This window comes from Actinoallomurus sp. CA-142502 (assembly GCF_050936355.1).
GTDB classification, from domain to species: domain Bacteria; phylum Actinomycetota; class Actinomycetes; order Streptosporangiales; family Streptosporangiaceae; genus Actinoallomurus; species Actinoallomurus iriomotensis.
The window spans coordinates 7,979,947-8,002,900 of record NZ_JBNJMY010000001.1 but is presented as its reverse complement, the minus strand read 5'-3'; the positions used below and the strand labels follow the sequence as shown (position 1 = coordinate 8,002,900).

At 71.1% G+C, this 22,954-nt stretch carries 18 protein-coding genes; 11 read left to right on the top strand and 7 right to left on the bottom strand.

Annotated elements, in window-relative coordinates; translation table 11 throughout:
• Positions 1-36: 36 nt before the first annotated feature.
• From ACQEV1_RS37390 to ACQEV1_RS37380, 3 genes are all read left to right on the top strand, one after another.
• Positions 37-3,201, top strand: coding sequence for a family 78 glycoside hydrolase catalytic domain (locus ACQEV1_RS37390; RefSeq protein WP_433400712.1), 3,165 nt, complete (start codon positions 37-39; stop codon positions 3,199-3,201).
• 11 nt (positions 3,202-3,212) lie between these two features.
• Positions 3,213-5,876 (top strand): family 78 glycoside hydrolase catalytic domain, encoded by a 2,664-nt coding sequence (locus ACQEV1_RS37385; protein WP_433400709.1) that lies wholly within the window; start codon positions 3,213-3,215, stop codon positions 5,874-5,876.
• Between the two features lie 171 nt (positions 5,877-6,047).
• Positions 6,048-6,869 (top strand): DUF1684 domain-containing protein, encoded by an 822-nt coding sequence (locus tag ACQEV1_RS37380; RefSeq protein WP_285635784.1) that lies wholly within the window; start codon positions 6,048-6,050, stop codon positions 6,867-6,869.
• 49 nt (positions 6,870-6,918) lie between these two features.
• On the opposite strand, the gene ACQEV1_RS37375 is transcribed toward ACQEV1_RS37380, so the two are convergent.
• The 3 genes from ACQEV1_RS37375 to ACQEV1_RS37365 all read right to left on the bottom strand — a co-directional run bounded on the left by ACQEV1_RS37375 (position 6,919) and on the right by ACQEV1_RS37365 (position 9,280).
• Positions 6,919-7,644, bottom strand: coding sequence for a DUF899 family protein (locus tag ACQEV1_RS37375; RefSeq protein ID WP_433400706.1), 726 nt, complete (start codon positions 7,642-7,644; stop codon positions 6,919-6,921).
• A gap of 80 nt (positions 7,645-7,724) precedes the next feature.
• Complete coding sequence (locus tag ACQEV1_RS37370) at positions 7,725-8,948, bottom strand: RNA polymerase sigma factor (RefSeq protein WP_433400703.1); 1,224 nt, start codon at positions 8,946-8,948, stop codon at positions 7,725-7,727.
• Complete coding sequence (locus tag ACQEV1_RS37365) at positions 8,945-9,280, bottom strand: YciI family protein (RefSeq protein WP_285635789.1); 336 nt, start codon at positions 9,278-9,280, stop codon at positions 8,945-8,947. Before ACQEV1_RS37365 ends, ACQEV1_RS37370 begins: the two co-directional genes overlap by 4 nt.
• A gap of 61 nt (positions 9,281-9,341) precedes the next feature.
• On the opposite strand from ACQEV1_RS37365, the gene ACQEV1_RS37360 reads away from it, so the two are divergent.
• Positions 9,342-10,223, top strand: coding sequence for a PaaX family transcriptional regulator (locus tag ACQEV1_RS37360; protein ID WP_433400700.1), 882 nt, complete (start codon positions 9,342-9,344; stop codon positions 10,221-10,223).
• A gap of 64 nt (positions 10,224-10,287) precedes the next feature.
• Here the strand turns inward: ACQEV1_RS37360 and ACQEV1_RS37355 are convergent, their stop codons facing one another.
• Positions 10,288-10,701: a RidA family protein gene (locus ACQEV1_RS37355; protein WP_433400697.1), complete on the bottom strand. Its 414-nt coding sequence runs from the start codon at positions 10,699-10,701 to the stop codon at positions 10,288-10,290.
• 201 nt (positions 10,702-10,902) lie between these two features.
• Here ACQEV1_RS37355 and ACQEV1_RS37350 point away from each other — a divergent pair, with 201 nt between their 5' ends.
• From ACQEV1_RS37350 to ACQEV1_RS37330, 5 genes are all read left to right on the top strand, one after another.
• Positions 10,903-11,397, top strand: coding sequence for a cupin domain-containing protein (locus tag ACQEV1_RS37350; protein WP_433400694.1), 495 nt, complete (start codon positions 10,903-10,905; stop codon positions 11,395-11,397).
• A complete protein-coding gene (locus tag ACQEV1_RS37345) occupies positions 11,394-12,329 on the top strand; it encodes an acyl-CoA thioesterase (RefSeq protein WP_285635797.1) in 936 nt (311 codons plus the stop codon). The genes ACQEV1_RS37350 and ACQEV1_RS37345 overlap by 4 nt, the downstream gene beginning before the upstream one ends.
• A 40-nt stretch (positions 12,330-12,369) precedes the next feature.
• Complete coding sequence (locus tag ACQEV1_RS37340; RefSeq protein ID WP_433400691.1) at positions 12,370-14,043, top strand: AMP-binding protein; 1,674 nt, start codon at positions 12,370-12,372, stop codon at positions 14,041-14,043.
• Positions 14,040-16,418 (top strand): bifunctional salicylyl-CoA 5-hydroxylase/oxidoreductase, encoded by a 2,379-nt coding sequence (locus ACQEV1_RS37335; RefSeq protein WP_433400688.1) that lies wholly within the window; start codon positions 14,040-14,042, stop codon positions 16,416-16,418. Before ACQEV1_RS37340 ends, ACQEV1_RS37335 begins: the two co-directional genes overlap by 4 nt.
• 379 nt (positions 16,419-16,797) lie before the next feature.
• Positions 16,798-17,319, top strand: a complete 522-nt coding sequence (locus tag ACQEV1_RS37330; RefSeq protein ID WP_433400685.1) for a hypothetical protein — start codon at positions 16,798-16,800, stop codon at positions 17,317-17,319.
• Positions 17,320-17,816: 497 nt separating this feature from the next.
• Here the strand turns inward: ACQEV1_RS37330 and ACQEV1_RS37325 are convergent, their stop codons facing one another.
• Positions 17,817-18,626, bottom strand: a complete 810-nt coding sequence (locus tag ACQEV1_RS37325; RefSeq protein ID WP_433400682.1) for a glycoside hydrolase family 16 protein — start codon at positions 18,624-18,626, stop codon at positions 17,817-17,819.
• Between the two features lie 334 nt (positions 18,627-18,960).
• On the opposite strand from ACQEV1_RS37325, the gene ACQEV1_RS37320 reads away from it, so the two are divergent.
• Positions 18,961-19,926 carry a hypothetical protein gene (locus ACQEV1_RS37320; RefSeq protein WP_285635804.1) on the top strand — a complete coding sequence of 322 codons (966 nt, stop codon included), beginning with the start codon at positions 18,961-18,963 and terminating at the stop codon, positions 19,924-19,926.
• A 202-nt stretch (positions 19,927-20,128) separates the two neighbouring features.
• Here ACQEV1_RS37320 and ligA read toward each other — a convergent pair whose 3' ends face one another.
• On the bottom strand, positions 20,129-22,120 hold the full coding sequence (gene ligA / locus ACQEV1_RS37315) for an NAD-dependent DNA ligase LigA (protein WP_433400679.1): 1,992 nt from the start codon (positions 22,118-22,120) through the stop codon (positions 20,129-20,131).
• A gap of 53 nt (positions 22,121-22,173) precedes the next feature.
• On the opposite strand from ligA, the gene ACQEV1_RS37310 reads away from it, so the two are divergent.
• Complete coding sequence (locus ACQEV1_RS37310; RefSeq protein WP_433400676.1) at positions 22,174-22,311, top strand: hypothetical protein; 138 nt, start codon at positions 22,174-22,176, stop codon at positions 22,309-22,311.
• 277 nt (positions 22,312-22,588) lie between these two features.
• Here ACQEV1_RS37310 and ACQEV1_RS37305 read toward each other — a convergent pair whose 3' ends face one another.
• Entirely contained in the window at positions 22,589-22,714 is a 126-nt protein-coding gene (locus tag ACQEV1_RS37305) for a hypothetical protein (protein ID WP_433400673.1), read from the bottom strand.
• Positions 22,715-22,954 lie beyond the last annotated feature (240 nt).

The following is a 22,954-nucleotide window of genomic DNA, read 5'->3' as shown; positions in this document are numbered from 1 at the left end:
GGGGTCCCGTTCCTCCCCGCCTCTGGAGAACTCGTGATGAGACGCATCGGCCGCGGCGCCTCGGCGTTCGCGCTCCTGCTCGCCCTCGGCACGCTCGCCGCGCACCCCGCCGCGGCGAGCGAGTCCGTCGGGGTCACCGGCCTGCGCGCCGCCGACCTCACCGCCCCGCTCGGCATCGACGACACCACCCCGCCGCTGAGCTGGCAGATCACCGCCACCGGCAGTGACGTGACGCAGACCGTGTACGAGATCCAGGCCGCGACCAGCGCGGACGGGCTCAGGCATCCCGACCTGTGGGACAGCGGCCGCGTCGCCTCCGCCGACCAGCGCGTCGACTACAAGGGACGCCGCGTGGGCAGCCGTACGCAGGTGTACTGGCGCGTCCGCGTCTGGACGCACGGCGGGGCCTCCCCGTGGAGCGCGCCCGCCACGTGGTCCACCGGGCTGCTGTCGGCCGGCGACTGGTCGGCCAAGTGGGTCGGCAACCCGGGCTGGGAGACCGCCCAGAACACCCCGCACCCCATGACGATCAAGCTGAGCAAGGCGCAGGACGCCCGCTACGTCCGGCTCGACGTCACACATCTCGAGGGGTCGACCGTCGACCCCTCCTCGGCCGACCTCAAGCTGCGCCTCGAACTCGCCGAGATGGCCGTCGTCGACAGCACCGCGCCCGGCACGGACCTCGCCCGAGGCGCGACCGTCACCGCGTCGGAGTCCGACGACGCGGCGGGGGAGTGGAAGCCGGAGTACCTGACCGACGGGTCGGCCTCCTCCCGCCGCGCCCCGTACGGCTACCGCAGCGCCGAGCACCCGACCCGGGACGTGTCGGCGCACCCCATCACGCTGACGCTCGACCTCGGGCAGGTCCGCCACTTCGACCAGGTCCTGCTCTACCCCCGCGACGACACCACGACGCAGTTCGCCTCGACGGTGAACTGGCCGCGTGACCTCGCCATCGACACCGGCACCAGCGCCGACGCGCTGACGCAGGTCACGAGGCTGACCTACCAGAACCCGCCGACCGCCCTGCACGACCAGCCCGCGGCCCTCCCGCTGTTCGCCCACGACTTCACGGTGAACCGGCGGGTCAGCGCCGCCCGCCTCTACATCACCGGCGTCGGCGTGTACGACGCGACGCTGAACGGCGAGGCGGTGAGCGACGCCGTCCTGGAACCGCCCAACACCGACGTCCGCCACCGGCTCGTCGCCTCCACGTACGACGTGACGAGCCTGCTGCGCCAGGGCGGCAACCGCATCGGCGCCGCCCTCGGCACCGGGACCTTCGACGTCAACAAGACCCCCGACGACACGAAGCGCTACCAGAAGTTCGACGCCCAGAACGGCGCGCCCCGCCTCATGGCCCAGCTGGAGATCCGGTACGCGGACGGCAGCCGCCAGACCGTCGCCACCGACGGGTCCTGGCGCACCACGCTCGGCCCCACCACCTTCAGCAACTGGTACGGCGGCGAGGACTACGACGCCCGCCGCGCCCAGGCCGGCTGGGACACCCCCGGCACCGCCCTCACCGGCTGGGACGCCGCGCAGGTGACCGGCTCACCCGTGCCGGGCGCCCGGATCGAGGGCCGCACCGCTCCGCCGATCGAGCCGGTGCAGACCCTCAAGCCCGTCGCGGTCACCGAACCGCGGTCCGGCACGTACGTCTTCGACTTCGGCGTCAACGCCGCCGGCTGGCCGCGGCTGCGCGCCGACGGCCCGGCCGGAACGAAGATCCAGATGTGGCCGGCCGAGAAGCTGAAGTCCGACGGCACCATGACGCAGTCGACGTTCATCGGCCCGGTCCACGACACCCTCACCCTCGACGGGAAGGGCCCGCAGGTCTGGCATCCGCGGTTCATGTACCACGGGTTCCGCTACCTGCAGGTGACCGGCCTGACGTCGAAGCCGACCAGGGACGACGCGAGCTCGATCGTGCTGCGCACCGCCAACGACGCGGTCGGATCGTTCTCCTCCTCCAACGACCTCATCAACAGGATCCACGGCATCATCGACCGGGCGATCCAGAGCAACATGTACTCCGTCCTCACGGACTGCCCGCACCGGGAGAAGCTCGGCTGGCTCGAACAGGACAACCTCGTGTTCGGCTCCGTCGCCGCAGGCTACGACGTCGAGGCCTACTACCGGAAGATCCTCCAGGACGTCGCCGACGCGCAGCTGCCGGACGGCATGGTGCCCGACGTCGCCCCCGAGTACGCCGAGTTCTCCGAATGGGACACCGGCTACCGCGACGACGCGAACTGGGGCGGCACGCTCATCCGCGCGCCCTGGCTGATGTACCGCACCTACGGCGAGACCCAGACGATGCGCGCGTACTACCCGAACATGCGCCGCTACCTGGACTACCTCACTTCCAAGTCCAGCGGCGGGCTGCTGCCCACCGGCCTCGGCGACTGGATCGCCCTGGACACCACCACCCCGCGCGAGTACGTCGGCTCCATCGCCTACGCCCAGCTCGCTGGCGACCTCGCCGACATCGCCACCGTGCTCGGCGAGAGGTCCGACGCCAAGCGCTACCGCGCCCTCGCCGACAAGGTCGGCGCGGCGATCAACGCCAAGTACCTGGACGCCGGCGCCCACACGTACGCCACCGGCAGCCAGGCGGCCGACGCGCTCGCCCTGCGGATCGGCATCGTCCCGCAGGACCAGCACGCGGCGGTGCTCGCCCACCTCATCGCGAGCATCCGCGCGAAGGACGATCACCTCACCGTCGGCGAGATCGGCCTGCCCGCCGTCATCGACGTGCTGTCCGCGGCCGGCCGCGACGACGTCGTCTACGACCTCGCGTCCCAGACGACCGCGCCGAGCTACGGCGCCCAGGTCCTCAGCGGCTCCACCTCGCTCGGCGAGGCGTGGGACGGCATGGCCGGCAACTCCTCGCAGAACCACTTCATGCTCGGCGCGATCGACGCCTGGTTCACCGGGCACCTCGCCGGCATCCAGCAGACCGCCGACTCCGTCGGCTACCGCCACCTCCGGATCGCCCCGGCCGCCGTCGGCGACCTCACCCACGCGGCGGGCGCCTACCGCACCCCGTACGGCCAGGTCCGTACGGACTGGACCAAGAAGGGAGACCACGTCGACCTGACCGTCACCGTGCCGCCGGGCAGCACCGCCGAGGTGCACATCCCCGGCTCCGGCCAGGTGCACAACGTCGGATCCGGCACCTGGACCTTCCACTCCTGAAGGAGAACACGATGAGGAACCGTTTCCTCGCGGCCCTGACCGCCGCCGGCGCCGCGACCACCGCGGTCGCCGCGCTGATGCCCGCCCCCGCCTGGGCCGGAGCGGACCACGCCCCGCTGGCGCCGACCGGCCTGACCGTGGGCGACCAGGCCCGGCCACTGGACGTCGAGGGCAGCCCGGCGTTCGGCTGGCTGCCCCGCGACGTCGACCCCGGCGAGATCCAGACCGCCTACGAGATAAAGGTCTCCGACGGGAACAAGACCGTCTGGGACAGCGGCAAGGTCGCCTCCTCCCAGGAGTCGTACGTCGCCGGGCCGGGCGACCTGGCACACGGGAGCAGCTTCACCTGGACGGTCCGCACCTGGGACCGCGCCGGCAAGGCGTCGCCCTGGGCCCGGTCCGCCGCCTTCGACACCGGCATCGCGGACGCCGACTGGCAGGCGAGCTGGATCCGCCGCACGACGGCGGAGAAGGACGACTACACCTACGCCCGCAAGGAGTTCACGGTCGGGTCCGGCGCGGTCACCCGGGCCCGCGTCTACGTCGCCGCCAGCCAGCAGTACGACCTGCACGTCAACGGGCGGCTGGTGGACCGCGGCGCGGCGTACTCCTATCCCGGCGAGGGCTACTACAAGGCCGTCGACGTCACCGGCCTGCTGAAGGCCGGCAAGCCGGCCGCCGTCGGCGCCCTCTACCACTGGTACGGCGCCGGCCAGGGACGCCCGTCCGGCGAACCCGGCCTGCTCATGAGGATCGTCGTCGACCACGCCGACGGCACCCGCCAGGTCGTCGTCACCGACGGCTCCTGGAAGGTCACCCGCGCCAACTGGAAGACCGCCTCCTACCGCAACGGCGACGGCCGCGACTACATCGAGGACATCGACGGCACCGCCGAGCCGACCGGCTGGGACCGGCCCGGCTTCGACGAGTCCTCCTGGGCCGCGCCGCAGGTCGTCGGCGCGCATCCGGCGGGCGTCTTCACCCACCTGCAGGGCCAGGAGTCCGCGCTGGACCGCCGGACGGTGAGCCCGGTCCGGGTCACGAAGCTGTCGTCCGGCGCGGTCGTCGCCGACTTCGGCAAGATCATCCCGGCCGTGCCCGTCGTCCGCCTCCGCGACGGCGCCAAGGGGACGGCCGTCACGATGACGGCCGGCTACCTGCTGAACGGCGACGGCACGGTGTCCAACTCCAAGAAGGACAACCAGAGCACCGACCTGACGTACCGCTACACCGAGCGGGACGGCGACCAGACGGTGCGGTACTACACCTACGAGGGCTTCCGCTACCTGCAGATCAACGCGGACGTCCCGGCCGAGGACATCAGCGCGATCGTCCAGTACACCGACGTCCCGTCCCAGGCCCGGCTGCACACCTCCAACAGCGGCGTGGACGCGGCGTACGACCTGATGCAGCGGTCGGCCCTGTACGACTCGCAGGAGCAGTTCCTCGACACCCCGACCCGGGAGAAGGGGCAGTTCCTCGGCGACTCGGTCGACGTCTCCCTCGCCACCATGTCCGGCTGGGGCGAACGCCGCCTGACCCGCAAGGCGATCCGCGAGTTCATCGCCTCCCAGGCGCGCTACTGGCCGGACGGGCGGCTGAACGCCGTCTACCCGAACGGCGACGGCAAACGCGACATCCCGGACTACACCGAGATGTTCCCCAGCTGGGTGTGGGAGTACTACCTGCAGTCCGGTGACACGTCCACGCTCAGCGCCGCCTATCCGGTCATGAGCGCCGTCGCCGACTACGTCCGCCGCTACGTCGACCCGTCCACCGGCCTCGTCACCAAGCTGGCCGGCGGCTCCGGCGCGTACCTGAACGGCATCATCGACTGGCCGAACCGCTACGGCTACGACACGGACGCCACCGCCCGTACGACCGTCAACGAGCTCGCGGTCGACCTGCTGAACTCCACCGCCAGGGCGGCCCAGGCGCTCGGCAAGGACGCCTCGGCGTACCAGCGCGACGCCGCGACCCTCACCACCGCGATCAACGGGAAGCTGCGCCGCTCGGACGGCGTCTACATCGACGGCCTGGAGGCGGACGGCTCGCCGAGCACGCACGCCTCCCAGATCGCCAACGCCTACGCCGTCGCGTTCGGTCTCACCTCCGACCCCAAGGTGACCGACTACGTGGCCGGACTCGGCCTGCAGATGTCCCCGATGACCGTCCACTGGCTGATGGCCGCCCTGGCCGGCCGCCCGGACGCGTTCGTCACCCGCCTCACCGACCCGAACGGCATCGGCTACGGCAAGATCCTGGCCTCCGGCGGCACGTTCACGTGGGAGTCGTGGGAGGCGGACCAGACCGGCGACAGCCTCTCGCACGGCTGGGGCGCGTCCCCGGTGATCGACGTGCAGCAGACCCTGCTCGGCGTCACCGTCACCGCCCCGGGCGCCGCACGGATCCGCATCCGCCCGCCGGCGTCCGGCCTGACCTCGGCGTCCGGCACGATCCCGACCCAGCGCGGCGACGTCAAGGTGTCCTGGGTGCACAAGGACGGCCACCTCACCCTGACCGCCGACGTCCCGGTCAACGTCCAGGCCGAGATCGACCTGCCCACCACCGGCAAGGTGAAGGTCGCCGGCGACGCCCGGTACGCCGGGCAGAAGGACGGCCACACGGTGTACGAGACCGGCTCCGGCCACGTGGTGTTCAACGCGGCGGGCTGAGTCCCTGGAAGAAGGTGCGGCGCGTCCCACGAGGGGGCGCGCCGCACCCGTGCGCGGTGCCGTCGCTGTTCCTCGGCCGGCCTGGAACGGTGTACAACCGGAGGACGTCCACATCGTGGACACCCGGCCGTCCCCGGCCGGGGGCACGCGCCACGAAGGAGGGGGTGTCCCATGGCCTTTCCGCGCACCGCGACCGACACGGAGCGTTTCGTTCGCGAGTGGCACGACTGGCACCGCGGGCACGAGTCGGCCCGTGCCGATCCGCACGGGTTCCTCGCGATCACCGGGCTGCACTGGCTGACCGAGGAACCGGAGCGGTTCGACGACGCACCGGGCGCCTGGTCGACCGGACCGGACGGGGTGGTCGTGGCTCTGGGCGAGGGTGAGGAGCTCGTGGTGGACGGCTCGCCGGTCCGCGGCGAGCACCGCTTCGGAATGTCGGCCGAGCGCGACGGCGTCACCGTCACGTGGGGCGACGCGGTGATCGAGGTGGCCAGGCGCGGCGGGCACGACATCGTACGGCCGCGGCACCCGGACCATCCGCTGCGGACCGGCTACCGCGGCACCCCCGCGTACGAACCCGACCCGCGCTGGGTCGTGCCGGGCCGCTATGTCGCGTTCGACGAGCCGCGGCCGACGACGGTCGGCGCCGTGGTCGACGGCCTGCGGCACGTCTACGAGGCGCCGGGCCGGATCGACGTCGAGCTGGAGGGCCGGGCGCTGAGCCTCACCGCGTTCCCCGGCCGGCCGCCCGGCGGCCTGCTCGTGCTGTTCACCGACGCGACCTCGGGCGTCACCACGTACGCCGCGTGCCGCGAACTGCTCGTCGAGGCACCCGGCGCCGACGGCACCGTGACCCTCGACTTCAACCGGGCCGTCAACCTGCCCTGCGCCTACACCGGGTTCGCCACCTGCCCGCTGCCGCCTCCGGAGAACCGGCTGCCGATCGCGATCAAGGCCGGCGAGAAGATCCCGTACGAGCGCGCACGCTGACCGCCGTGGGCCGGCCACCGGACGGTGGCCGGCCCTTCGTGTCGTTCGGTCAGTGCCCGCCCGCCAGGTCGTCGCGGTGTCCGGCCTCCAGGCGGGCCAACTGGGCGGTGGGGCGTCCGTTCGTCCGCGAGTAGTCGCCGGTGATCCGCGGCCAGCCCGTCGGCGAGTCCTCCCACGGCTCCTGCCGCCCGTACACGGTGCGGTCCAGCAGGCCGTAGGTCTGGTCCATCGCCTCGACGCCGCGGCCGGTGGTCCAGTAGGTCTCGAAGACCCGCTCGCCCTGCCGCAGGTAGCACGCCAGCATGAACGGGCCCCGCCTCGCCATCAGCGCCTCGGCGGAGCCCGCCGCGGAGTACCAGGGCACGTCCCAGCCCATGAAGTCGCGGTAGCGGACGCTCTCCTCGTACGGGCCCTGGCAGAACGTCGCGTAGGTGACGCCGCGGGCCCGCAGGTAGGACAGCTCCCGCACCTGACTATTGAAGAAGGTGCAGCCCGGGCACTGCTCGGCGGCCGGGTGGCCGGTGTGCCACATCTGGAAGTAGGCGATCAGTAGCGGGCGCCCCTCGAACGTCTCCAGCAGCGTGACCGGGCCGTCCGGGCCGATCAGCTCGGCGGCGGCGTCGACCTCCACCATCGGCAGCCGCCGGCGGGCCGCCGCGATCGCGTCGCCTTCGTGGGTGTGCGCCTTCTCCCGGACCCGCAGGGCGTCCAGTTCGGCCTGGTAGCCGGCTCGATCGGTGATCTCGGGGGCCGGCGCGGTGGTGTCGGTGTGCATGAGGTTTCCCCTCGTCTTCGGTGGCTTTCGCCCCACCGACGAAGGCGGGCGGCCCGGATCGACATCGGCGCGAAGAAATCTCAGAGTTCTTCGAGCCGGCCGGTCAGGTAGCGGCGCTCGGCCTCGGTCGGCGCCAGCCTCAGCGCTTCCTCGTACGCCGTCCTCGCCTCGGCGGCCCGGCCGTCCCGGCGCAGCAGGTCGGCCCGGGTGGCGGGCAGCAGGTGGTAGCCGTCGAGCCGGCCGGACGCCGCGAGCTCGTCGACCAGGGCCAGGCCGGCCGGGATGCCGTCCGCCATCGCGACCGCCACCGCGCGGTTGAGGTCCACGACCGGGGACGGCGCCAGCCGGGCCAGCTCGCCGTACAGGATCGCGATCTGCGGCCAGTCGGTGCCCGCCGCGTCCGGCGCGGTGGCGTGGCAGGCGGCGATCGCGGCCTGCACCTGGTACGGCCCGACGCGCCGCGTGGCCAGCGCCTGGTCGAGCGTCGCCACTCCCTCGGCGATCAGCCCCCGGTCCCACCGGGACCGGTCCTGGTTCTCCAGCGTGACCAGCACGCCGTCGTCGACACGGGTCGCGCGCCGGGCCTCGTGCAGCAGCATCAGCGCGAGCAGCCCGCGCGGCTCGGGTTCCTCCGGCATGAGCCGCACCAGGAGACGCGCCAGCCGGATGGCCTCGGCCGTCAGGGTGCGCCCGGTGCCCTCCTCGTCATAGCCCCGGTTGAAGATCAGGTAGAGCACCGCGAGAACGGCGGCCAGCCGCCGGGGGAGGAGCCCGGCCGGCGGTACGCGGTACGGGATGCCGGCCTCGGCGATCTTGCGCTTGGCCCGGACCAGGCGCTGTGCCATCGCGGGCTCGGCGGTCAGGAAGGCCCGGGCGATCTCGGCGGTGCTCAGGCCGGCCAGCGTACGCAGCGTGAGCGCGACCCGGGCCGGGAACGGCAGTGCCGGATGACAGCAGGTGAAGATCAGCCGCAGCCGCTCGTCCGGGATCTCTCCGGAGGACGGCGGCTCCTCCGGGTCGCGGGCCAGGACCGCGAGCTGACGCAGCTTGGCCGCGCCGGCGGCGTCACGGCGCAGCCGGTCGGTCGCGCGGTTGCGGGCCGCGGTGGTGAGCCAGGCGCCCGGGCGGCGCGGCACGCCGTCGCGTGGCCAGGTCGCCAGCGCTGCGGCGATGGCGTCCTGTGCGCAGTCCTCGGCCAGATCCCAGTCGCCCGTCAAGCCGATCAGGGTCGCCACCACCTGGCCCCACTCGTCCCGGAACGCCGCGTCGACCGCCGCCCGGACCCGGTCGCGGGACGCGGTCACTCCCAGACGGGGCGGATCTCGACACCGCCCCAGCGCGCGTACGGATGGCCCGAGGCGATCGCGATCGCCTCGTCGAGGTTCGCGCACTCGACGATCACGAAGCCGCCGACGAAGTCCTTGGTCTCGGCGAACGGCCCGTCCGAGACCAGGGTCTCGCCGTCCCGGACCCGGACCGTGGTCGCGTCCACCACCGGCCGCAACCGCGCCCCGACGAGCGCCCCGCCCCGCCGGTCCAGATCCGCCAGCCACGCCTGGTGCACCGGATCCGCCGCGAGTTCCTCGTTGCTCGGCGAGACCGTCTCGTCGTCGCAGATGAGCAGCACGTATTTCATGCGCTCGATTCTGCCTGTGCGGGCCCCCGGACGGCCTCGTGGGCGGCGTTATCGTGTCCACGTGACGACGTTGAGCGGCGCGACCGAAGAGACGGAGCCCAGATCGACGCAGCCCCGGGCCTTCATTGTCACGATCTACGGGCTGTACGCGCGCGACGTCGGCGGCTGGATCAGCGTGTCCGCACTGATCCAGCTGATGGGGCGGCTTCAGGTCGACGCGCCGTCGGTGCGCTCGGCCATCTCCCGGCTGAAGCGCCGGGGCCTGCTGGAGGCGCGAAAGGTGGACGGTTCGGCCGGGTACAGCCTGTCCCGGCAGGCCAGGGGGATCCTGGATGAGGGAGATCGGCGGATCTTCGGCCGTCGGCGCGCCGAACTGGCGGACGGGTGGCTGCTCGCGGTCTTCAGCGTTCCCGAGTCGCAGCGGCAGCAGCGCCACGTGCTGCGCTCGCGGCTGAGCTGGCTGGGTTTCGGCACGACGACGTCGGGAGTGTGGATCGCCCCTCGCTACCTGTACGAGGAGACCCGCGAGGTGCTGGAGCGCCACGAGCTGTCGGAGTACGTTGATCTGTTCGACGCCGGCTACCTGGCGTTCGGGGACGTCGCCGAGCTGGTGGGCCGGTGGTGGGATCTGGAGGGGCTGCGGCGGCTCTACGCCGAGTTCCTGGGCTCCTTCGACGCGGTGCTGGAACGCTGGCTGCGGGATGACGCGGGCGGAGACGCGGAGGCGTTCGAGGACTATGTGCGGGCGTTGACCGCGTGGCGGCGGTTGCCCTTCCTCGATCCGGGGCTGCCGCCGGAGCTCCTGCCGCGCGACTGGCCCGGAGTGCGCGCGGCCGCCCTGTTCGACGAGCTGAAGGACAGGCTGACCGAACCCGCGCACCGCTTCGCGAGCTCGGTGATCGAGGAGAACAGCGGCCGGGCCGCGACGGCCGGGCGGCGTTAGGCGCAGAGGCCGGGCGCGACGACGGCGGGAGGCGCGGGGAGTACCGCGCCGCCCGCCATCGGTTTCACGGCTTGATGAGCCGCTCCTCGGGGATGACGGCGACGCCCAGGATCTCGATCATCGCCTCCGGCTGCCACAGGCCGGTGCAGCCGATGCCGGCCATGGCCGGATAGACGGGCCCGGCGAGCTCGCGCCAGACGCGGCCGATCTCCTTGCCGTGCGCCTGGTAGTCGGGGATGTCGGTGAGGTACAGCGTGACGCTGACGAGGTCCTCCGGCCGCCCGCCCGCCGCCCGGAGTGTGGTGAGGACGTTGCCGAAGGCCTGACGGAACTGCTCGACGATCCCGCCTTCGACGATCTTCAGGTCCTTGTCGAGCGCGGTCTGGCCGCCCAGGTACAGCGTGTTGCCGACGAGGGTTCCGTGCGAGTAGCCGCTGGGGGCCGGCAGGGCATCGGGGTTGACAGGGATCGGGCTCATCGCGCCTCCGTCGGGTCTCGGGCCGCGCGCCGTCGGCCGCTCGGGCCGCCGCAGCCTTGGGTATTGACTTTATATGACGTGCGTGAAAAAAACGGCATATGCCGGGTGGCCGCCGGGACGACGATCGCGGCTCCCTGGGGCGAGGTGGTCCGCTGCGGCCTGAGCCGCGCCGGCCACATCCTCAACGACTAGGAGGCGCGCATGCGGCCGTCCGAGGGAGACCTCAGTAACTTCCGCCTCGAAGGGGACAACTCGATGTACGCCACCGAGAGCGGTCTGGTCGTCCCCGTCGTCACGAGGGGAGGGCTGGAGTCCGAGCTGACCGGTCAGTCGGAGGGCGCCTCGCGGATCTCCGGCGTGAGTCCCCAGCACACGCCCGCGACCCGCATCTGGTTCGGCAAGGTCCACAACGACCCGGGTTACCGCTCGGTCCCTCACCACCACGGCGAGGCCGAGACCGGCGGGTACGTCCTGTCGGGCCGGGCCCGCATCTACTTCGGCTCGAAGTACGAGGACTACCTCGACATGGAGGAGGGGGACTGGGTCTTCGTCCCGCCCTTCATGCCGCACGTGGAGTGCAATCTGGACCGCAACCGTCCTCTCACCTGGATGACCACGCGTACGCCCGACAACATCGTCGTCAACTTCGCCGACGTGGCGGACGAGGCGCTGATCGACTGGATCGAGCGGCCGTGACGGCCCCGGTCCGGCACGGCTCCGTGCCCACTTCCGCGGTGTTCACGGCCGCCGTGGCCCTGAACGAGGTCGAGCCGCGGCACTACGACGTGGCCTACACCGGGGTGACCCAGCCCTGCCCCTGGCCCAAGGCGTACGGCGGCGACCTGGTGGCCGCGGCCGCCGCCGCCGCGATGCGGACCGTTCCGGAGGGACCGGACGGCGGCAAGACGCTGCACTCCATGCACTCCTACTTCATGCGCCCGGTCGACATCGGAGCCGAGGTCCGTTACGAGGTGGAGTTGCTCCGGGACGGCCGCGGTTACGGCACGCGGCAGGTCCGTGCCTACCAGTCCGGCAAGCCGGTCTATGTGGCGCTCGCGTCCTTCGCCGCGGGTGAGCCCGGCGGGACCCTCGCCGTACGGCCCCCCGAGGTCCCCGATCCCGCGACGCTGCCCACCTCCGCCGAATACCTCGAGCGGCTCTCCGGCGGCACGATGACCGAGGAGTCGAAGGCGTACTGGAGCGGCGGACGCGGTTTCGACATGCGGCACGTGCCCGGACCCGTCTACCTGACCGTGGACGGGCAGCGGGCGCCGTACCAGTCCGTCTGGGTGAAGCCGTACGACGATCTGCGCCCGGTCGAGGGCCTGACCCGGACCCAGCGCGACCTGGCGGCCCTCTCCTACGTCTGCGACTACACCATCCTCGAACCGGTCCTGCGGGTGCTCGACCTGCCGTGGGCCAAGCCCGGCCTGGTCACCGCGAGCCTGGACCACGCGATGTGGTTCCACCGCGTCCCCGGCGAGGGCGTCCTCGACGACTGGCTGCTCTACGCGCAGGAGGCCGGTGCCGCCGGCTCCGGGCGCGGCGTCGGCCACGGGCGTTTCTTCACCCGTGACGGGCAGCACCTGGCCACGGTCGTCCAGGAAGGCATGATCCGTGCCTCCTGACGGTGCTCCTCCTACCTCTGCGACTGCGGGAGGGCCTCCGATGCGGCTCTCACCCACGTTCCACACGGACACCTTCGCCCGCGATCACCTGCCGCCGTTGGAGCAGTGGCCGCGGCTGGAGTTCACGACCGACCTCCTGCGGTACCCGGACCGCCTCAACGCGGCCGGCGAGCTCATCGACGCCGCGGTCGCGGCCTTCGGCTCCGACCGGCCGGCGATCCGCACCGACGCGGGGGAGACGTGGACCTACGGCGACCTGCGGCGGCGCGCCAACCAGGTGGCCCAGGTGCTCGTCGAGGACCTCGGCCTCGTGTCCGGCAACCGGGTACTCCTCCGGTCCCCCAACAATCCCTGGATGGTGGCCTGCTGGCTCGGTGTGCTGAAGGCCGGGGGCATCGCCGTCACGACGATGTCGGCGCTGCGTGCCCGCGACCTCGCCCCCGTGGTCACCAGGTCCCGGCCGGCGATCGCGCTGGTCGACCATCGGTTCGTGGCGGATGTGGAGGCCGTACGCGGGTCCCACGCCCCCGGCCTGGCGGTGGTGCCGTTCGGCGGCTCCGGCGACGACGACCTGCTCGCTCGCTGCGCGGCCAAACCGGGGGTGTTCACCAACGTCCTCACCGCCGCCGACGACGTCGCCCTGTTCGGGCCCACCTCGGGCAGCACCGGCACCCCCAAGATCACCGCCCACTTCCACCGTGACGTCCTGTCCATCGACGCCACATTCGGCCGGGGGATCCTCAGGCTCACCGCCGATGACGTGGTCGCCTGCACGGCCCCCATCGGGTTCACCTTCGGCCTCGGCATGCTCGTGGTCTTCCCCCTTCGGGCGGGTGCCTGCGTGTTCCTCGTCGAGAGCGCGACACCGACCCGGCTCGCGGACATCGTCGAGGAGCACGGGGTCACGGTGCTGGCCACCGCTCCGACGGCCTACCGGCAGATGCTGAGGGCGGGCAAGATCGACCAGCTGCGCGGGCTCCGCGTCGCGGTGAGCGCGGGCGAGCACATCCCCCAGGGTGTCTGGGAGGAGGTCGAGGCGGCCATCGGGCTCAGGATCGTCGACGGCATCGGCGCCACGGAACTGCTGCACATCTTCATCTCCGCGGCCGGCGACGACATCCGCCCCGGCGCGACCGGGAAGCCGGTCCCCGGCTTCCGCGCGACGGTCCTCGGGCCGGCCGGCGAGGAACTGTCTCCCGGTGTCGAGGGCAGGTTGGCCGTGATCGGTCCGGTCGGCTGCCGTTACCTGGACGACGACCGCCAGGCGGCGTACGTCGTCGACGGCTGGAACGTCACCGGTGACACCTTCTATCGGGACGAGGACGGCTACTTCTACTACTGCTCGCGCACCGACGACATGATCGTCTCCTCGGGTTACAACATCGGCGGCCCGGAGGTCGAGGCGGCCATCAACACCCACCCGGACGTGATGGAGTCCGCGGTCGTCGCCGAGCCCGACGCCGAGCGGGGATCGATCGTGTGCGCCTTCATCGTGCTGGCGGACGGCGCCGAAGGTGACGCGGCGAAGGCCAAGGAGATCCAGGACTACGTCAAGCAGCAACTGGCGCCGTACAAGTACCCACGCGACATCCGCTTCCGCGCGTCCCTCCCGCGCAACCCCAGCGGAAAACTGCAGCACTTCGTCCTGCGGAGGCTCATCGAAGAGGAACAGGCGGGCGACACGGCCGCCTGCGCCGGGAGGGGAGACCTTTGAAGATCGCGATCGCGGGCGGCGGCCCCGGTGGTCTCTACTTCGCCGCCCTGATGAAGCAGCTGGACCCGAGCCACGAGGTCACCGTCTGGGAACGCAACGCCCCCGACGACACCTTCGGCTTCGGCGTCGTCTTCTCCGACGAGACGCTGGGAGGCATCGAGAACGCCGACACGGTCATCTACCACCAGATCGCCCGCCACTTCGCCCGCTGGACCGACATCGACATCGAGTTCAACGGCCACGCCTTCACGGTCGGCGGGCAGGGCTTCGCGGCCATGAGCCGCAAGGAGCTCCTGCACCTGCTGCAGCGGCGCGCCGCGGAGCTGGGCGTGACCGTCCACTACGAGACCGAGGCTCCCGACGCAGACGAGCTGCGCGCGTCCTACGACCTCGTCGTGGCGTCCGACGGCGTCAACTCCGGCATCCGGACCAAGTACGCGGACTCCTTCGCGCCCTCGCTCGACCACCGCCGGAACAAGTACATCTGGCTGGGTACGGACCTGGTGTTCGAGGCCTTCCAGTTCTTCGTCAAGCAGACGGAGTGGGGCACCATGCAGATCCATGGGTACCCCTACTCCGCGAGCGGATCGACCTTCATCGTCGAGATGCACGAGGACGTCTGGCGCCGCGCGGGATTCGACGCCACCGAGGGCGAACCGTTCCCGCCCGGAGCATCCGACGAGTACGCGGTCGAGAAGATCAAGACGATCTTCGCCGGCGAACTCGCCGGCCACGAGGTGCTCACGAACAACTCCAAATGGCTCAGCTTCACGACCGTCCGCAACCGGCGCTGGCACGAGGGCAACGTCGTTCTCCTCGGGGACGCCGCCCACAGCGCGCACTTCTCCATCGGGTCGGGTACGAAGCTCGCGATGGAGGACGCCCTGGCGCTGGCGGCGTGCCTGCACGAGCATCCGTCGCTCGGCGAGGCGCTCGATGCCTACGAGGCCGAGCGGAAGCCGGTGGTGGAGTCGACCCAGCGCGCGGCGCAGGCCTCACTGGAGTGGTTCGAGAACATCGGCATGTACGCCGGGCAGGACCCCGTCCAGTTCTGCTTCAATCTGCTGACCCGCTCCCGGCGCATCACCTTCGAGAACCTCAAGGATCGCGACCCGGAGTTCGCGCGCCGCGTCGGGTCGGCGTTCGCGGAGGCGGCCGGGGCCGACCAGGCCGCTCCCGCGATGTTCCAGCCGGTCGACATCGGGCCCCTGCGGTTGAAGAACCGGGTCATCGTGTCGCCGATGGACATGTACTCGGCGGAGGAGGGCGTGCCCGGCGACTTCCACTTGGTGCATCTGGGCTCCAAGGCACTCGGCGGCGCCGGACTCGTCATGACCGAGATGGTCTGCGTCTCCCCGGAAGGCAGGATCACCCCCGGCTGCACCGGTCTGTGGAACGACGAGCAGCGTGACGCCTACCGTCGCGTGACCGACTTCGTGCACTCGCGGACGACGGGGAAGATCGGCGTCCAACTCGGCCACTCGGGGCGCAAGGGCTCCACCAGGCTGATGTGGGAGGGCATCGACCAGCCCCTCACCGAGGACAACTGGGAGGTCATCGCCCCGTCCGCCCTCTCCTACGGAGAGGGCTGCCACCTGCCCCGCATGGCCGGCCGCGACGACCTGGACAAGATCGTGGCCGACTTCGTCGCCGCCGCGCACCGCGCCGTCGCCGCCGGCTTCGACCTCATCGAGGTCCACGCCGCACACGGCTACCTCCTGTCCTCCTTCCTCTCGCCGGTGGCCAACCGGCGCACCGACGAGTACGGCGGTTCGCCGGCCAACCGGCTGCGGTTTCCCCTGGAGGTCTTCGACGCCGTCCGCGCGGCCGTCCCCGAGCGGATCCCGGTGACGGTCCGGATCTCGGCGACCGACTGGGTGCCCGACGGCAACACCGAGCAGGACGCCGTCGAGATCGCCCGAGCCTTCGTCGAGCACGGAGCCGCGGCCATCGACGTGTCATCGGGACAGGTGACGAAGGAGGAGAAGCCGGCGTTCGGCCGCTCCTACCAGACCCCGTTCGCCGACCGGATCCGCCAGCTCGTCGCCGCGCCGGCGGGTGTCAAGGTCATCGCCGTGGGCGCCATCTCCTCCTACGACGACGTGAACTCCATCCTGCTCGCCGGGCGGGCGGACCTGTGCGCCCTGGGCCGGACCCACCTCTATGACCCCCAGTGGACGCTGCACGCCGCGGCGGAACAGGAGTACCGGGGCGAGGGCGCGGAGTGGCCGATCCAATTCCGTGCCGGCGACCGCAAGCCCCCGGCCGCGCGCACCGACAAGATCCCGCCGCGCCTCGCGCTCCTGCGACAGCAGGCGGGCCGGCAGGTTCACCTCCGATGGACTCCGCATCGTGACCACGCTCCGACACCGTGACCCGGCGGACGTCCCGTACACCCCGCCCGGGGATCGGTTCTGAACCTTCCTCACCGTGAGGGTCGTCCATCACGCTCCCTTCACCGCCGCTGCGCATGGCGGCCCGGCGGCCGGTGGTGGCGAAGGCCACCCTCGCGGCGTGCATCCGGGCGGCCGGGCCCGCCGGCGGCTCGTCCGATCCGAGGGGGCTCGGGGCCACGCAGCCGGGACAGTCCGGTGACGCCGAAGACGAACGGCGGTTTCACGGCGTGGGTGGCGTCGAACTCGAGAAGAGCATTCCGCCCGCCGTCATGTGTCATCCGCCGGACTCCATGAGATCGGCTATGGCGGTGCGCTTGTCAGTGGCGGGTGGTAGGCCGAGGGGATGAGATGGTCGGAGATGACAGCCAGCCAGCCCGCCCTCGGCGCGGTCGCCCACGACGAACTGATCAGGCCGGGCGCGCTGCTGGTGGGCACGACCCGCCGTGACGGCACGCCGCGCATCAGCGGCGCCGAGCCACTGGTCATGGACGGCGACCTGTGGCTGTCGATGATGTCGGCCTCCACCAAGGCCCGCGACCTGCACCGCGACCGGCGGATCCTGCTCCACAGCATCATCACCGGCCCAGAGCCCGCACCCGAGCTCAAATTGCGCGGAAGCGTACGGGAGGAGACGAGCCCGCCGACGCTGCGGAGGTACGCCGATGCCGTGGCGTCCCGGCTCGGCTGGCAACCGGTCGTCGGCCGGTTCACCCTGTTCTCCGTCGACATCGACGAGATCACCTACATCGCCTACGACCCCGAAACGGGCGGCCAGCACGTCGCCCGCTGGCCCGCCGGCGAGGAGTACCTGCGCCCCGCCACCACTCCCACCAGCCTCGGCCCGCCACGACCGGTCAACCGGATCCTCACCGCCGACTGACCACGCCCGAAGTCGCCGTCCAGGTCGGCTCGCCGACGCTGTTCCTGGACCCGCAGGCGGAATTCTTCAGGAGAGCGCATCGCCGTCTTACCGCCCGCGGCCGACGCGAGAAACGCAATGCATGACCGGCGACACCGCGGCCGACGGCGACGGCCGGTCCCGGCAGGCGGCGCTGGGCACCGGTCCGGTGGGCGGCTGCGACGAGGCCAGGGCGACCTACCGGGGAACACCCTGACCTTCCCAGAGAAGCCGTCGCCGTCACTCGGGGCCGGCCCGCGTTCCGCCCTGCTGACCCCCTCATCGTCGAACAGCCGGCGCACCTGGGTGGTCGGCAACGGTTACGTCGGCGTGGTCTTCATGCAGGGCGCGGTGACCAGAGCACAGGTGGACGCCTTCGCCTCCGCGGCATAGCGGACCGCCCGGCAGAAGCTGGGCTGACAGCTGGTGAGGGGCCCCGTATGGCCCAGCGGGGCCTCCTCACCACGTCGGGCGTCCGGTCAGGAGCTGCGGAACACCTTCACCGAGTCCACCAGCATCTGCGCGGAGTCCACGTCCGAGGGCGGCGCGTCGTGGTAGTGCCCGTCCGCGACGGCCAGGTCGACGATCAGGTACGCCCCGTCGCTGTCGAAGCCGCGCCCGTCGGAGTGGAGGAGCTTGCCGTCGTAGTACCAGTCCACGCTGGAAGCGCCGAGGTAGGCGCCGATGTAGTGCCAGCCCGCCGACACGTCGGAGCCGGTCTGGTGGTAGTCGGCGGCGCCGCCTCCGGTGTGGTTGGTCAGCTCCAGGATCCGCGGGTTGTCGGGGTGGTACTCGAAGACGTCCACCTCGTTGCCGCCCGCGTTCCAGGTCCAGAACGCCGGCCACATGCCGATCCGCCCGGGAAGCCTGGTGCGGATCTGGATGTAGTCGCCCTTCTTCACGAAGGCGCCTCCGGAGGGATCATGGCCGCAGGAGTCGCCGGTCGCGACCAGCCCCGACGTCCAGCCGTACGACGTGCCGCCCGGCGAGGTGTGCGCCTGTCGCCGTGCCGTGATCGTCAGCCGGCCGTTCGCCACGGACAGGTTTCCCGGCAGGTTGTACTCCAGCTTGTGGTCGGGTTTGTTCCCCCGGCAGGCGTCGGAGTACGACGCGCTCCAGGTGGTCCACTTCGACCCGTCCAGCGTGGAGCCGTCGAACTCGTCCTGCCAGGTGGCCGACCAGTGCCCCGGAGGCAGCGGATCGGCGGCCCGTGCCGGTCGCGGAGCGGCCGCCAGGGTCGTGCCCACCAGGGCGACGACACAGCCGACGGCACGGAGGGTTCGCCGCATTCGGTGGTCCTTTCACGTGAGTAGGACCCGCTCCCCGATGTCCCGTCGGCGTCCATGATCGCAGCCCGCCGTGGTCTCGTGACTACTTTCTGCGATTTTCTCCGGTTCGTACGGCGGTCATGGTGCCGGTCCCTGGAACCACGGCAGGGCCGACCGCGCCGTGGGCGCGATCGGAGCACGGCGACGACCGGGCCACCGGTCAGGAGCGGTCGGCCGTCCGGATCGTTCTGCCGGGCACCGACCAGGCGCTCTACGATCATGGACGAAGCGTCCGGCGTGCCGCCATCGCCTGGCCGCCGCGGCCGGGCCGCCCAGATCGTTGGAAGGTGTTGTCTTGCCCGTATCCGCTGAGTCCCTGATCGCCGAGGTGCCCGCCTTCGCGCCGTACGCCCGCTCGGCGTCGCTGCTGAGACCGGCCGCGGGTACGCCCGGTGTCCAGGACGGCTCGGTCGGTGGGCCACTGCTGTGGCCGCGGGACGAACCGTGGCCGCTCTGCCGGACGCCCCACATGATGGTGGTGCGGGAGAAGCTCACCGACGAGGAACGCGAGACCTGGCAGCGCATCGACCGTGACATGAAGGAGCGGCATCGCCGGAACCCGCACCGGGCGTACGAGATCACCGAGGAAGAGGCCCGGGCCATGGACCGCATCATGGCCGGCGCGGGAGCGCTCGACACCGTCGCGTGGGAGAGAGCACGCGGGGTGCGGGACACGTCCGGACCGGCGGTCCCGATGGTGCCGGTCCTTCAGCTGTACGCCCGCGACGCACCCGGCGACCACTGGCCGGCCGGGATGGACGTCCTGCAGGTGCTGTGGTGCCCCAACGACCACAGCGAACCTCCCGGCCAGCCCGGCTACTACGGCCCGACGGTCGAAGTGCGCCACCGCTCGTCGTCCGCCGTCACGACGACGCTGAACCCGCCCAAGCCGGACCGCGCCGACGACTGCTACCTCCCGAGGCCCTGCACGCTCGACCCGGTGCGGATCACAGACCTGCCGGCCGTGGACGAACTACCGGCGAACCTGTACGACGAGGGCTGCCGCTGGGCGGAGAAACACGGCGTCGAGTACGACCGCGGACTGGCGTGTCGCGGCGGCTGGAAGATCGGAGGATGGCCGAGCTGGCACCTCACGGACCTGATCCCCATCGACTGCTCCTGCGGCACCCGCATGCGGTTGTTCCTGACCATGGAGAGCAGCAACGACGGCCCGGACATCGACGTCGGCCGCTTCGGCGAACTCCGCATCTTCACCTGCCCGGCGGATCCGACACATCCCATCAGGCTGAACATCCAGTAGCCACCCCTGAACGGCCCTCGTCTGGAAGGCATCCGCGAGAACCTGAAGACCGCATCGCCGACGCGGCACCCACGATGCCGTACCGCACGACATCTCCGCCGCAGACCGGCGCACCGTCGCCGGCCTGATCACACAACGCGCCGGAGAGGAAACCGACCTCGAACGCCGACTGGCGGCCATGGACCTTCCTGAAGCCCTACATCTAGAGCACACCGGCCTCGGCCAGCCACTGCCAGAGCTCGTCCTGCCGGACGATCGTGACGCCGAGCTTGTCGGCCTTGGTGGTCTTGGCGGCTCCGACGTTGTCGCCGGCGAGCAGGTAGTCGGTGTTGGCCGAAACCGACGAGGCGGTCGTCGCCCCCGCCTTCTCGACCAGGCGTGTGACGTCCGGGCGGCTGATCTTCGCGCCCGAGCGTGGGTCGGTGAACGACCCGGTGATCACGGCCGACTTGCCCTTCAGCGGTGAGTCTCCCGCGGCCGCCGCGTCGACCGGCCGGTCCTCGTCCAGCACATCGAGGTTCACGCCGCGCTCACGCAGTCTGGCGATCTCCTCCCGGACCTCCGCGCGGGCGAAGAAGGCGACGACGCTCTCGGCGACCTTCGGGCCGATGTCGCGGATCCCCACCAAATCCTCGACCGTCGCCGCCGCGACGTCCTCGATGCGCTCGTAGCCGGCCAGGCACAGGCGCTTGGCCGTGCCCTCGGAGGCCATCGGGATCGCCAGCCCGATCAAGGCGCGCCGCAGCCCCATACCCTTGGAGGACGCGATCGAGTCGACCATGTTCTTGGCGCTGACCTCGCCCATCCGCTCGTAGGCGAGCAACTGCTCAGCCGTCAGATCGTAAAGGTCACTGCGGCGCTTGAGCACACCGTCCTCGGCGAGCCTCTCAATCCAGACGTCGCCGACTCCCTCCATGTCGGCCGCCTGCCGTGAGGCCCAGTGCATCAGCCGGCGTGTCGCCTGCGCCGGGCACTGCAGGTTCACACACCAGCGCTCCTCACCGGTGCCACGGATCTCCAGTTCGGAACCGCACGACGGGCAGTGCGTCGGCGGGACGATCTCGACCTCGGTCCCGTCGCGCTCCTCCGGCAGCGAACGGCCTGCGAAGGGGATCACATCGCCGCGCCGTACGACCGCGACCATGTCTCCGATCCGTAGATCGCGCTCACGGATCAACCTCGGGTTGTGGAGGGTGATGTTCTCCACCGTCACTCCACCGACGAACACCGGCGCGACCCTCGCGCGCGGCGGAACCCGGCCGATCTTGCCCACCGGCCACTCCACCGACAGCAGCTTGGTCAGCTTCTCCTCCGGCGGATACTTGAACGCGATCGCCCCACGCGGCTCGGCGCTGTTGAAGCCCGCCGCATCGAACGCCGTCGGCTCATGCAACCGTACGACCGCGCCGTCGATGTCGTAATCGAGCCCGTCGCGGCGGCGGCCGATCTCCTCGATCGCCGCGATCACCTCCTCGGCGCTCGCGCACACGTACTGGGCGACCGGCTCGAAACCCGCCGGGACCTCCAACGCGGCGCCGTCACGATCGGCGCCGAACGCGAAGAACCGCAGCAGCCGCTTGGCGTTCGCGGCGGCCACAGGATCCTTCAGCACCAGCGTCCCGGCCGCGCCCGACCGGGGGTTGGTCAGCGTACGGTCCGGGTGCGCCTCGTTGTAAGCGGCCCACACCGACCGCAACATCACCGCCTCGCCACGGACCTCCACACGCCCAGGCGCCTCGATCGTGACCGGCAGACCGGGAATCACATGGCGCACCTTGTCGGTCACCAGCTCACCGACCGTGCCCGTGCCGCGCGTGGCGACATAGTCCAGGTTCCCGTCGCTGTAGACCACGCTGAGCGAAAGCCCGTCAAGCTTCTCCGACACGCGGAAGACCTGGCCGCCGAAGCGCTCGCAGAACGTCCGGATCTGCTCCTCGCCGGTCGCCTTCGCCAGTGAGAGCATCGGACGCGCGTGCCGCACCGTCGGGCCGGTCAGCTCCGCCGGCGCGTTGACCTTGCCGAGCGGGCTGTCGGCCGGCTCCAGCTCCGGATGCTCAGCGACCAGCGCCGCCAGCTCATCCTTCAACGCGTCGTAATCGGCGTCTGGCAGCGGGCTGTCGCCGGTGCCGTAGTACAGGTCGTTCAGGCGCTTGACCTCAACGGTCAGCTCAGCGATCCGCTCACCTATGTCCACCCCTCGATTAAACGCCAAGCCACCGACAACCACGCCTTGCCAGAGCCCACCGGATGCTCGGTACGCACGGCGCCGACGTGTCCGGGCAGTCCGACACCGGCGGGCCGGAGGCCGACCACTCCGGGTTCACCGGCTCCAGGTTCGACAGGCCGGAGGGAATCGTCGGCGGGAACACCGCTGGCGGAGGGTGACGCGCAACGGCGGTATCGACAGCGGAGAGCGGACCCGTACAGGCCGACGCCGAAGCGCGCGGCACGAGCGAGCTCTCGCGTGTCGGCGTGGCCGGGCCCGCGCTGAGGCGAGCGTGCGCCTCGGCGCGGTACCCGGCAGCACCGACCTCAGGTTGGCGAAGAGCCACCCCGAAATACTCGTCGGAAAGGCCGATCGGAGCCGATGGCCGATACTCGCCACCGGCCATCCTGGTGGCCGCGTCACTTGACGGCGGCTCTGTGCATCAGCCCGTCAGAATCAGTTGACCGTCCAATCGGTCGTGAGGCTTTGGATCTGGCCCGGCCCCTGCGCTCCGCCGAGGAAGGCACTCCAGCCGGCTCCGGTCGCCATGGTGACTTTGGGATCGAGGTCGAACTCATCCATTCGAAAATCCCTTCGCCGATTGATCCAATTGGCATATCAAAACCAGTAAAGCGCACGGTGAACGGAGGTGTCCATGCCACCTAGGTGGAAGATCGAGGCGCCGAGACGCGTGCGTGCAGCCTGACGACAACGGTCCTTTCGGTGTCATCCGGGGTGGTGCTCGCCGCGTGTTCCCGGCACCATAACGGGCATTGCCCCCGCCAATCGCTACGCACAAGATCACATAGGCAGAGAAGGGAT